Origin of the sequence: Sphingomonas sp. KR3-1 (genome assembly GCF_040049295.1) — a bacterium.
In the GTDB taxonomy this organism is placed as follows: Bacteria; Pseudomonadota; Alphaproteobacteria; order Sphingomonadales; family Sphingomonadaceae; genus Sphingomonas.
Genome location: NZ_JBDZDQ010000002.1, coordinates 507,093 through 518,475, shown reverse-complemented (window position 1 = coordinate 518,475; position 11,383 = coordinate 507,093). Strand labels below are relative to the sequence as shown.

Here is an 11,383-nt window from a genome sequence, read left to right as displayed (position 1 = left end):
GAAAATATTTTCGCAGGTGCACACAAGCGCCGCCGGGCGGCGGCTAGTCCTCGAGCGAGACTTCGAAGCGCAGGGGCTGAGGCAGCCCGACGGGCGGCGCGCGGCTGACGATCAGCCCGGCCAGCGCCGCGCGGATCTCGGCTTGCAGATCGCGCCGGCCGCCGCCCACTTCCAGCCGCCGAACCGCCCCATGCTCGTCGAGCCAGAGGCTCACCCGCGCGCGATAGCCGGCACCGGCCGCGGACGAGCGGCGGCGCAATGCGGCGTTCGCCTCGGCGCCGACAAGCCCGGCATAGGCCCAGAATTCGGCCGGGCTCGCCGGCTTGGCCTCGATGCGCACCGCATGCAGCCGCACCTCGCCCTCTCCCCCGGCCGCGGGATCGACGATCATCGCCGAGGAGCGCGAGGTCCAGTTGACGTCGAGGCCGCTCGCCGCGAGCAGCTTGTGCAGCGCCTGGGTGATCGACATCCGGCCGTGGATGCCCTCGGTCCGCCGCCCCGCGATCAGGCGCGTCTCGAGTACGAAATTGACGCCGGTGGAGCGGGCGAACTGTTCAAGCGCGACGTCGAGCGGCCCGGCCGGAATGTCGAAATCCCGCTGCTCGGCCATTGCCTGCGCCGCCACCGGCAATGGCAGCACGGCGGCGCCCGGCACCGCGATCAGGATCGCCACTTGCACCAATGCCCGCATGGCCGGCAACCTAGGCGACGATCGCGTGCGCGCCAAATCCGGGGTCAATCGAGGATGACGATCCCGCCGGGCAGCCGCGTGATGCTGGCACCCGTGCCGCGGCGGATTTCGGCCAGCATCGCATCCATGTCGCCCAGATGGAACACGCCATTCAGCCGGCGCGCGCCGAGCGTGCTGCTGGCGACGATCACGCGGCCGGGGCGATAGCGATTGATCTCGTGGACCACGTCGCTGAGCGCGCGGTCGCGAAACACCAGCAGCCCGTCGCGCCACGCGGTGGTGACCGTGAGGTCTGCCGCCCTGCGCGGCTCGAAGCGCGTCCCGTCGTGGCGCACCGATTGGCCCGCGGCGAGCACGACGGTCTGCGTGTCGTCGCGCACCGACGCCGTCTCGCTCACACAGGCGATCTCGCACGCCGCGCCGTCGCGCCGCACGTTGAACCGCCCGCGCTGGGTCGCGGCCTCCACGCTGGCGACGCGCACGCGCACGGGCCGCGACGTGGACAGCAGGACCTCGCCGCGGATCAGCTCGAACTGCGCATCGGCACCCGCCATGTCGAGCGGGCGCAGGCGCGAATCCGTGTTGAGATCGACCAGGACGCCCGCCACCGGCTGGAAGCGTCGCCGGCTGCCCTTGGCGCTCACCAGGTCGCCGGCACGGGCATCGGGCAGCAGGACGACCATCGCGACGCTCGCCGCGGCAGCCGTCGCCAGTCCGCCGCCGATCACGCGCCGCCGCGACCAGCGCGCGCGCGCGATCGACACCAGTTCGGCCGGTCCCGCCTGTTCCTCGACCGCAGCCTTGCCGATGTTGCGCCATAGCCGCGCCGCCTCGACAAAGGCGGCGTCGTTCTCCGGGCTCGCCGCACGCCAGTCGCGCAGCAGGCGCGCATCCCCCTCGGTCGCATTGCCCGAGGCCAGGCGCAGGACATGGTCCAGGCCCTGGCTGAGCAGCGCATTCCGGTGGGACAAGGCGGCGTCGCGATCGGTCATGACGGTATGCTGGTCTCTTTCCTGCTGTCTTTTCAATTCTTAAACGTTCGGAACCGGGCGGGTCCGAAGCGCTGGACGACTTTTCTTTCCAACCGCTGCGAACAATGTTCAACCGCCCGCTTCAGATCAGTCTCCACGGTTCTGGTCGAAACCCCGTAGCGCAGCGCCAATTCCGCGTTGCTCGTTCGCTCGAGCCGGCTCGCCAGCAACACCTCGCGCTGGCGCTCGGGCAGTTCGCGCAGCGCCAGCCGCAAGGCGTCGATTTCCGAGCGCGCCTCCGCCTCGCGCAGCGCGTCGGGCGAGGGATCGGGCACGTCGAGCAAGGCATCCACATCCGCCCGCGACAGATGGCGCGCCTCGGAACGCCGCCGATCGGTGGCGAGATTGATCGCCATCCGGTACAGATAGGCGCGCGGATTGCGGGGCGCGGGCGGGTTCGCCGCGGCTTCGATCTTGATGAACAATTCCGCCAGCGTCTCATGGGCGAGATCGCGCGAGCCCAGGCGCACGCCAAGGCGGCGGGCGAACTCGGAATAATGGGCAGTCAGGTTTTCCTTGAGCGACAAGCCGCTATCGATCATCGGCTCGCCAACCCCGGGGTATCGAAGTCGATGGTAACCACGAAGCGCATCGTATCGGGCAGCGGATCCGGGATCCCGGGCATCGGCGCCGCGCGCTCGACGGTCGCCAGCGCCGCACGATCGAACCCGTCATCGCCCGAGCTGTGCCGGACGAACGAATCGATCACCGCGCCATCGCGCGAAATCGTGAACGAGACATCGATCGATCCGCGCACTCCGCGGCCCGCAAGCTCGGGGGGATAGCGGCGCGCGCGCCAGATCCGGGCCTCGATCATTGCGCGGTAGCTCGAAATGTCGAAGACGCCGCCTGCCCTGGCACCGCCGGCGGCACCCTGGCCCGCCATCTCCGACGGTGCGGCACCTCCCTCCGTCGCGGCGGGCGGGCGCTTTTCCCTGCCCTGCCCGCTAGCCTGTTCAGCGGGCAGCGGCAGCGCGGAGGCCGGGAGGTTCGCGACGTGCCGCTCGCCGCGGGCAGCGCCATTTGCCGACGCGGCTCGCGCCTCCGGCTCGGCTCCGGGCGCGTCGAGCGAGAACACCGTCATGCGGCGGCCATTGTCCGGCCGCACCGGGCGATGCGATGCGCTGTTGCCGACCATCAGCATCGCGACCATGCCGCCCGACACCAAGGTCGAGAGCGTCAGCGCCTTCCCGGTCGCCGGGCTGGGGTGATAGGCATGGCGCACGCCGTCCATCGCCATGTCCGACGGATTGTGGCCGGTGCCGACAAGAGCCTGGGGCCGCATCGTCTCAGCGATTCGCGACGGGAGGAATCGTCGGGACGACAATCGGCGCGGCTCCGAAAAGCCGCCTTGTCCAAGAACTTGTCGTGAAATTGCCCCGCCACGTCATCGCATCAAGGTCTGTGTCGATCCCGCAAGAGCCTGACGGCTAGCGCCGGAATATGACAGTTTTCGCATAGCCCGCGCACAAGCTGCCCCGCCAACCTGGGAATGCCGCCGAGTCAGCTTCCCCGGCGCCTGGACTCCGGCTCCAGCCGGCCGGTGCGGCAGCCGTCCCGATGCACCGGATTGCATCGTGCAGCCTCGCCGCCTGGCAGTCCGACCGAATAGCCGGGGAAGCGCGCGTCGGCGTCGCCGGCCATATAGTCGGTGGACACATAATGTGCGCCCGAGGCGAAGGCCGCATCGCGGCGGCGCGTATCGCCCGCGCGTGCCTCGATCGTGTCCGCGTCCGCCCGGGTCCGCACGATCAGCCCGTGCGCCAGCGCGCTGCGGATGCGCGCGGCGTCGCCGACCGGATCGTTGAGCGTCAGATAGGCCGCATCGTCCGCGGTCTCGCTGCCGTTGACGAACATCACCCGCCCCTCGAGGTTCCTGCGGCCGCCGCGATAGAGATCGACCTTCTCGGGCCCTTCATCGAGCGCGAAGAAGAAGCGGCCACGCACCGCGTCGAGCATGGGCCAGCCCGCCGCCACCGCCTCGCGCAGCGTCTTGTGCCTGCCGCGGACCAGGTCGGGCGTGACCAGGTCGCCGGCACCGAACACCGAGCGGATTTCGGCATCGAGCGCGTCGAAGGCGGCGGTGGTATAGTGCGGCACCTTCACCGCACCGGGCACCGCGGCAGTCTCGTCCTTCGCGTTGATCATGATCAGGATCGGCACATGGCCGGGATGCGCGCTGGACCAGCGCTTGAGGATCGCGAGGCAGTCGACGAAACGGACGCAATGCGCGCGGACGTCGACATCCGCCATGTGCATCACCTTGTAGCCGGGCCGGGTATCGACGGGCGGCAGCGGGCTGCGGGCGACGCGCGGGAGGAGCGGCGTCGCGTACAGGCCGCCCTGCGGATCCTGCCACACGTCGAGCTCGATCGTCCGCGCCCCGGCATCGAGCTGCGCTTCGAGCGCGGCGTGGCCGTAGTCGAGCGCGTCGGCACCCTCAGCAGTGCGGGCGCGGATGATCGCGAGTTCGTTCGGCGGGATCGCCACCTTGTAGCTGTTGTGCGTGCCGACCGCCTGGATGTCGTTCATCCGCACCTGGGCGGCGGCAATGCCGGGGAGCAGCAGCGCGGCGACAGCGGCGGCGGCGGCGGCGAGCAGGCGGTGAGTCACATTCTCCTCCAGTGCAGCGGGGGGTCAGGCGAGCGCGGGATCGCTGATCGAGGGGTAGCCGGTCTCGAACCGGCCGGCGAGGCGGCGGCGATGCGCGCCGCATTCGATGGTGAGGTCGTACCAGCCCCGGGTAGCGGCGAGCGGCCAGCTGCGATGCGCGGCTGCGGGGCCGGGCGTCCAGTCGCGGTGGTGCGCGCGATAGGCATTGGCGACGATGCGGAGCGGCGCCGTGCCGGCCTCGGCGCGGAGCGTCAGCGCCTCGCGGCCCAGCTCCCAGCGCACCGCGCGCGCCGCGGCGTCGGCGGCATCGCTGCCGGCGAAATGGCGATGGAAGCCGTTGGGGCCGAGCACCCACAGGTCATAAGCGCCATCTCCCGCGCGACATCGCCAGTTATCCTCCAGATAGGTGCCGGGAACGAGCGTGTAGCGCCGCGGCACCCTGTCAAGGTTGAGCCGGTCATAGACATGCAACACCACCGCCCCGCTGCCGGCGGTTTCGAGCCGCAACGCGATCGCGCCGCGATCGGCGGCGATCGTGCTGACTTCGGGCGCATAGGGCAGCGCGCGCGAGGGGCGCGTGCCAGGCTCTTGCGCCAGCCGCTCGGAGATGGCGGGCGCGGCGGGCGCGACCTGCCTGGGCACTGCAGCGGCGCGGGCGGCGTCGGGGCGCGGATCGGGAATGGCGGCGGGCAGCCGCGCATTGGGATTGGCGAAGTCGAACGCCGCGGTCAGGTCGCCGCAGACCGCGCGCCGCCAGGGCGAGATATTGGGCTCGGCGACACCGAACCGCGCCTCGAGGAAGCGGATCACGGATGTGTGATCGAAGACTTGCGAACAGACCCAGCCGCCACGGCTCCAAGGCGAGATCGCATAGAAAGGCACGCGCGGGCCCAGACCATAGGGGCGGCCGCGCAGCTCGAGGAGATCGATCTTGGCGTCGCCGGTGCTGGGCGCGAGATGATACTCGCCCGTGGTGTCCACCTTCGACGCGCCGGCGCCCTGCGAAGGCGGCGCCGGCGGTGGGACGTGATCGAAGAAACCGTCATTCTCGTCGAACATCACCAGGAACACCGTGCGCGCCCACACCGTGGGATCGGCGGTCAGCGCGTCGAGGATGCGCGCGGTATAGGCCGCGCCCTGCGCCGGGCTCGACGGGCCTGGATGCTCTGAATCGGCGGAAGGGGCGATGATGTAGGAGACCTGCGGCAGCTTGCCGGCGAGCACATCGGCACGCAGCTGCTCCGGCAGGCGCGAGGTGAGCGCGCGGTCGAGCAGCGCGGGGTCATGGCCCGGGTCGCGGCGATGCGCAGCGCGGAATTTCTCGAAGCCCGCAAGCGGGTTGTCGGTGAAATTGTCGGTCATGTCCTGGTAGATGCGCCAGTCGATCCCGGCGGCCTGGAGCCGCTCGACATAGCTCGTCCAGCGATAACTGTCCCTGGCACCCTCGCCTTCCGGGAAATCGTCGTGCGAATTGTCGATCGACGGGCCGCCGCGAGTACCGCCAGGATCGTTGGTGCCCGTCCACAGGAACAGCCGGTTGGTATTGGTGCCGGTCTGGATCGAGCAATGATAGGCGTCGCAGATCGTGAACGCATCGGCCAGCGCGAACTGGAAGGCTATGTCGGCGCGCCGATAATGGCCCATGGCGCGCTCGGTCTTCGCCTCTGTCCAATGTGCCATCCGGCCCTTGTCCCACGCCTGCTGCGCGTCGGGCCAGCCATGCGGGGTGCCCTTCATCCGCATCAGCTCGAACGCGCGGCGCGTGTCGAGGTGGAACGGCGCGGAGATGCGCGGCCCGCCCCTGGCCCTGCGATCGAGCTGGCGCCACACGTCGCGGCCCGGCGCCACCGGAATCGGGAAGCGGTCGGCAAAGCCGCGCACCCCGCGCAGCGTGCCGAAATAGTGGTCGAATCCGCGATTCTCCTGCATCAGGATCACGACATGCTCGACGTCGCGGATCGTGCCGGTCCGCCGGTCGGCGGGGACCGCGAGCGCACGGGCGATCGACGCCGGCAGCGCCGCCGCCGCGGTGGCGCCGAGCAGGAGCGAGCGGCGATCGAGATCAGGCATGCGGTTCCTCCCCGGGTCAGGCAGCCGGGCTAGCGGCGCGACGTTGCAATGTCATGGCGGGCCGGACGACCGGGCGCCAGCCGTCATGCCGGCCGCGCCGCCGGCCCGATCCCGGCCGTCCTGGTCACGCCAGAACCTGACGAACCCCTGCCGTTTTCGACAATCGTCCGATCGCGATGGCGGTTTTTCCTCCCCCGGGCATCGGGCAACCGAAGCGGCATGATGCCGCCAGGGAGGGCTCCAGCAGATGTTCCGTCGTCCAATCATTTCCGTGCTGATGTGCGGTGCGGCTGCGGCCGCAGCGCCCGGGTTCGTCACCGTCGCCGCGCATGCGGAGACCGTTCAGGCCGTCCGCTTCGACGTTCCGGCGAGCGACCTCGCCTCCGCGCTCAACGAAGTCTCGCGCCAGTCGGGCGTCCGGATCGCCTTTCCCTATGACCGCGCATCCGGGCATCGCGCGTTCGCTCTGCGCGGCCAGATGACGGCTGCAGACGCAGTGCGCCGCCTGATCGCCAACACCGGACTGCGGATCGTCCAGGCCAGTGCCGACCATATCCTGCTCACCGCGAACACCGCGCCGCAGGCAGACAGCGGCCAGCAGCAACCCGCCGCCGCACCGGTCGCCGAGGACAATGCCGAGATCACCGTCACCGGCTATCGCCTGTCGAACCGCCGCGCGCTCGCCAGCAAGCGCAACAGCGACCAGATCATCGACACGGTCAGCCAGGACGAAGTCAGCCAGCTCCCCGACGTCAACATCGTCGAGGCGGCACGGCGCATCCCCGGCCTGTCGGTCATCTCGGACCGCGACAGCTCGCGCGGGCACGACAACTACCAGTATGTCACGATCCGCGGCCTCGACAGCCGCTACAATCTCGTCACCGTCGATGGCGCGCAGGTCGCCAGCGCGGATGCAAGCTATCGCGGCGCGCAGCTCGCGATGCTGCCGGCGTCGCTGGTGAGCGAAATCCAGGCGATCAAGACCGTGACGGCGCAATACGACCCGCACGCACTGGGCGGCCAGCTCAACCTGGTTTCGAAGAGCGCGTTCGACACCGGCAATTTCTTCAGCGCGCAGGCGCTGGGCGGCTGGACCTCGCAGGACGGCAAGGTCGTGCCCGACAAGCACGCCAATATCCGCGCCGACGCCACCGCCGCCGCCGTGTTCGGCAACGACCACCAGTTCGGCCTGGTGCTGTCGGGCGAATATCAGCAGCTCCACGCCTCGGCGCTGGCGAGCCTGCCGGGCGACACCGGCGGCGCCGGCTGGACCTACTACACCGCTGCAGGCGCGCAGACCGCGAACATCGCCGCCTCCACCGGCCGCGCAGTGCCGGTGCGCGTGCAGGACTATGCGTTCGACGAGAAGCGCGAGCGCTACAGCATCAACGGCAAGCTCGAATTCCGCCCGAGCGACCGTTTCGAGGCGTCGCTGTTCGGCGGCTATTATCACGAATTCTCGGACGAAGACCGCTACGAGGCGCTGGCGCTGCCCGCCGCCGGCTATGTGCCCGGCACCACGCCGGACACCGGCACACTGACCACCGGCAACTACCAGCTCGGCCTTGTCGCCCAGCCCGAGAAGCGCCGCACCTGGTTCGTCAACGGCACTGCCAAATATGATTTCGACGACAAGCTGAAGCTCAAGCTGGCCGCGTCGGACTCGAACGCGACTTATAACGAAAACCGGTGGATGTATAAGTGGAACACCGGCCAGACCTATGGCGCCGGCAAGACGACCAACTCGGCCGCCTATGGGTATGGCTACACCGATGTCGACGGTGAGCCGACCATCACCCTGAACGATCCCACCGCTGCCGACAACGCCGCCAATTACGGTCCGCGCTACTGGCGCAACGTCATATACAATATCGACAACAAGGTTCGCTCGCTGCGCGGCGATCTCGGCTGGAATTTCGAGGCGGACGATCGCGGGTTCGGTATCGATCTGGGGGTGAACCAGACGCTTACCAATGTGCTGAGCACGGTCAATTATCGCGAATGGTTCGCCAAGGACAATGCGTCCGCCGCGCTGATCGGCAATCTCGACCAATATGAGCAGCCGACCGTGCTGCATCCGATCATGGCGCCGGGCATCAATTTCTACCTGATCGATCAGGCCAAGGCGGCGGCGGTGCTGGCCAACCACCCCGAATGGTTCGTCGAGAACACCGCGCGCGTGTCCGACAGCAACAACGGCTACTACGCGCTGCGTGAATCGATCACCGCGGGCTATGGCCAGGCGCGCTGGCAGAGCGATGCGTTCAGCATCCAGGCGGGCGTGCGTTACGACAAGACCGATGTCGACGTGACGACGCACGTGAACGGCGGCAGCGCGCTGATCAGCCGCAGCCGGGACTATGACTTTTTCCTGCCCTCGGCGATCGCGACCTGGAACGCGACCTCGGCGCTCAAGCTGCGTGCCGGCGTGAGCGAGACGATCGGCCGGCCGGACTATGGCCAGTACGGCGCGACCACGTCCGAATCGCTGGACACGTCCAACCAGAATACGCCGCTCTCGATCAACCAGGGCAATCCCGACCTGAAGCCTCGCCATTCGTGGAACTACGACCTGTCGGGCGAATGGTATCTCGGCAATGGCGGACTGATCTCGGCGGCGCTCTTCTACAAGGACATCCACGACGAGATCTTCAACAAGTCGACCGTGGGCCCGGCCGTCTATTATCTGGACGGCAAGACCTATAACGCGACGATCGTCCAGCCGGTCAACGCGTCGAGGGCGGCGGTGAAGGGTGCCGAGCTCCAGATCGTCAAGGACAAGCTCGACTTCCTGCCCGGGCCGCTCGCCAATCTCGGCGTGTCGCTCAACGCCACCTGGCTCGACGGGCATTTCGACTTCATCATGGGCACCGGCACGTCGCGGCGGATCGGCGCGCTCTTCAATCAGCCCGACCATATCTACAACGCCTCGGTCTTCTATTCGGACGGCCCGGCGAACCTGCGCCTCGCCTATAACCGGATCGGCGCTTCGCCCGTCTCGGTCGACTCGGCAGTGGCGTGGCGCGACATCTGGGCCGATGCGCGCGACCAGATCGACCTGCAGGGCAGCTACTACATCCTGCCCTGGGCGCAGCTGACTGCGCAGGTCCAGAACCTGACCAAGACGTCGTTCGAGGCGCATCTCGGCGCCAATCGCGAGCTGCTGCAGACCCGCTATCCGGTGGGCCGCACGATCTGGTTCGGGCTGGTGATCAAGCCCCGCCTGCGCAAGTGAGGTGCCTGCGGCCTTCCCCTCTTCTAAGGAGCGGGAAGGCCGCATTTTTCGGCAAGGAATGCGGCCATTGTCACAGGGGCGTATCAATCGCCGCATAGGCGGAAGCGACTTCCTTCTCTTCAGGTCCTTCCATGTCCTGGCTTCGCCCGATCGATGCGTGGTTCGCATCCTCCATCCTGCCGCACGAAGCGGACCTTCTGCGCCAGGCACGCCGCTGGGCAATGGACGAGGACGAGGCGCGCGACCTGCTGCACGAAGCCTATGCCCAGCTGCTCCAGCTGAGCGCCTGGGAGGCAATCGGCAATCCGGCGGCCTACGCGGTGCGGACCATCCGCAACTGCGCGCTGCAGCGGATGCGCCGCACCCGGATCGTGCCGATGCGCCAGTTCGCCGCGCTCGAGGAACTGGATTTCCCCGATCCCGCGCCGGACAGCTTCGCGATCACTGCCGGCCGCGAGGAACTGCGGCGGCTCATGGCGGCGGTCGACGCGCTGCCGCCCGCCTGTCGGCGCGTGATCCTGCTGCGCAAGTTCGAGGAAATGCCGCCGCGCGCCATCGCCGAAAAGCTGGGGCTCAGCCTGTCGACGGTGGAAAAGCACCTGGCCCGCGGCACGCTGCTGCTGACCCGCGCGATGCGCGATGCCGCCGAACCCGTTGCGGTGCAAAAAGCCGCCGATCTGGCGCTTCGCCAAGCCTGAACAATGTTATGGCGGTTTTCCTCGTCCCGATCATCGGGAGTAGACCACCAGTGCATTTCGGGACGGACCGATTCCTTTGAACGAGCAGCAGCGCCACGACCGGATCGAGCAGGAAGCAGCCGAGTGGCTGGCGGCGCTCGATTGCGGCCAGGCTGACCGCGCCGCGTTCGAAGCCTGGCGCGCCGCTGATCCGGCGCATGCGATCGCCTTCATCAGGCTCGATCAGACCTGGCGCCAGCTCGACCGGCTCGGCCGCGCCGCGCCGGCGCCCGCCGCTCCCGATCCGGTCGAGCCCGAAGCGCTTCCCGCCGCGCCCGGACGCCGCCGCGCGCTGAAGATCGCGGGGCTTGCCGGGCTGGCGGCAGCCGGCGCCGGCGCTTTCGCCATCCAGCAGGCCGCGGCGCATGTCGTGGAGACCGCCGTGGGCGAGCGGCGCCGCTTCTATGTCGACGAGAAGGCCTGTTTCGACCTCAACACGGCCAGCCGGCTGCGCTGGTGGCACAGCGACGACGGCATCCAGGTCGAGCTCGAGCGCGGCCAGCTGTCGCTCGACCTGGCGGCGGGCAGCCCGACCTGCACGGTACGTGCCGGGCCGGCCGCGTTTCGCTTCGGCACCGGCAATTTCGACCTGCGCCTCGTCTCGCACGGCGTTGCCGATGTGGTGGCGATCCGTGGCGTGGCGCACCTGCTCGCGCGGCATGGCGGCACCGGGGAGGTACGACTGGAACGCCAGCAGGGGCTGACCGTATCGGAAAGCGGCGCCGCCCATCCCCGCAGGATCGCCGACGACGCCGTGCGCGCGCTGTCGGCGTGGCGCGAAGGCGAGCTGATCTTCAACGGTGAGACGCTTGCGGAGGCAGTGGCCGAATATAACCGGTACCTGCGCACGCCGATCGTCCTCGCCGATGCGGAGATCGGCAAGCTGCGCCTCGGCGGCCGCTTCCTCACCAGCGATCCCGCCGAGTTCCTCGAAGCCGCGCGCACCAATTTCGGCCTGCGCGCGGAAATACGGCCCGATCAACTCCTCCTGCATCGCTGAGGTTCG

9 protein-coding genes are annotated in these 11,383 nt (G+C 68.8%); 3 read left to right on the top strand and 6 right to left on the bottom strand.

Annotated features, from left to right (window positions below; all coding sequences use genetic code 11):
* Positions 1-43: 43 nt before the first annotated feature.
* The 6 genes from ABLE38_RS14245 to ABLE38_RS14220 form a co-directional block, all read right to left on the bottom strand.
* On the bottom strand, positions 44-691 hold the full coding sequence (locus ABLE38_RS14245) for an STN domain-containing protein (protein WP_348974889.1): 648 nt from the start codon (positions 689-691) through the stop codon (positions 44-46).
* Between the two features lie 44 nt (positions 692-735).
* Positions 736-1,683: a FecR domain-containing protein gene (locus ABLE38_RS14240; protein WP_348974888.1), complete on the bottom strand. Its 948-nt coding sequence runs from the start codon at positions 1,681-1,683 to the stop codon at positions 736-738.
* A gap of 32 nt (positions 1,684-1,715) precedes the next feature.
* Positions 1,716-2,264 (bottom strand): RNA polymerase sigma factor, encoded by a 549-nt coding sequence (locus ABLE38_RS14235; RefSeq protein WP_348974887.1) that lies wholly within the window; start codon positions 2,262-2,264, stop codon positions 1,716-1,718.
* Entirely contained in the window at positions 2,261-3,007 is a 747-nt protein-coding gene (locus tag ABLE38_RS14230) for an energy transducer TonB (protein WP_348974886.1), read from the bottom strand. Before ABLE38_RS14230 ends, ABLE38_RS14235 begins: the two co-directional genes overlap by 4 nt.
* 218 nt (positions 3,008-3,225) lie before the next feature.
* Entirely contained in the window at positions 3,226-4,335 is a 1,110-nt protein-coding gene (locus ABLE38_RS14225; RefSeq protein ID WP_348974885.1) for a phosphatidylinositol-specific phospholipase C1-like protein, read from the bottom strand.
* A gap of 24 nt (positions 4,336-4,359) precedes the next feature.
* A complete protein-coding gene (locus tag ABLE38_RS14220) occupies positions 4,360-6,405 on the bottom strand; it encodes a phospholipase C, phosphocholine-specific (RefSeq protein WP_348974884.1) in 2,046 nt (681 codons plus the stop codon).
* 247 nt (positions 6,406-6,652) lie between these two features.
* Here ABLE38_RS14220 and ABLE38_RS14215 point away from each other — a divergent pair, with 247 nt between their 5' ends.
* The 3 genes from ABLE38_RS14215 to ABLE38_RS14205 all read left to right on the top strand — a co-directional run bounded on the left by ABLE38_RS14215 (position 6,653) and on the right by ABLE38_RS14205 (position 11,377).
* Positions 6,653-9,640, top strand: coding sequence for a TonB-dependent receptor (locus ABLE38_RS14215; protein WP_348974883.1), 2,988 nt, complete (start codon positions 6,653-6,655; stop codon positions 9,638-9,640).
* A 131-nt stretch (positions 9,641-9,771) separates the two neighbouring features.
* Positions 9,772-10,338 (top strand): sigma-70 family RNA polymerase sigma factor, encoded by a 567-nt coding sequence (locus ABLE38_RS14210; RefSeq protein WP_348974882.1) that lies wholly within the window; start codon positions 9,772-9,774, stop codon positions 10,336-10,338.
* A 76-nt stretch (positions 10,339-10,414) separates the two neighbouring features.
* On the top strand, positions 10,415-11,377 hold the full coding sequence (locus ABLE38_RS14205; protein WP_348974881.1) for a DUF4880 domain-containing protein: 963 nt from the start codon (positions 10,415-10,417) through the stop codon (positions 11,375-11,377).
* The last annotated feature ends 6 nt before the right edge of the window (positions 11,378-11,383 follow it).

Bases quoted from the DNA above. Each gene is read 5' to 3' on its own strand.
- ABLE38_RS14245 (WP_348974889.1), bottom strand. From the start codon at position 691: ATGCGGGCATTGGTGCAAGTGGCGATCCTGATCGCGGTGCCGGGCGCC.
- ABLE38_RS14240 (WP_348974888.1), bottom strand. From the start codon at position 1,683: ATGACCGATCGCGACGCCGCCTTGTCCCACCGGAATGCGCTGCTCAGC.
- ABLE38_RS14235 (WP_348974887.1), bottom strand. From the start codon at position 2,264: ATGATCGATAGCGGCTTGTCGCTCAAGGAAAACCTGACTGCCCATTAT.
- ABLE38_RS14230 (WP_348974886.1), bottom strand. From the start codon at position 3,007: ATGCGGCCCCAGGCTCTTGTCGGCACCGGCCACAATCCGTCGGACATG.
- ABLE38_RS14220 (WP_348974884.1), bottom strand. From the start codon at position 6,405: ATGCCTGATCTCGATCGCCGCTCGCTCCTGCTCGGCGCCACCGCGGCG.
- ABLE38_RS14215 (WP_348974883.1), top strand. From the start codon at position 6,653: ATGTTCCGTCGTCCAATCATTTCCGTGCTGATGTGCGGTGCGGCTGCG.
- ABLE38_RS14210 (WP_348974882.1), top strand. From the start codon at position 9,772: ATGTCCTGGCTTCGCCCGATCGATGCGTGGTTCGCATCCTCCATCCTG.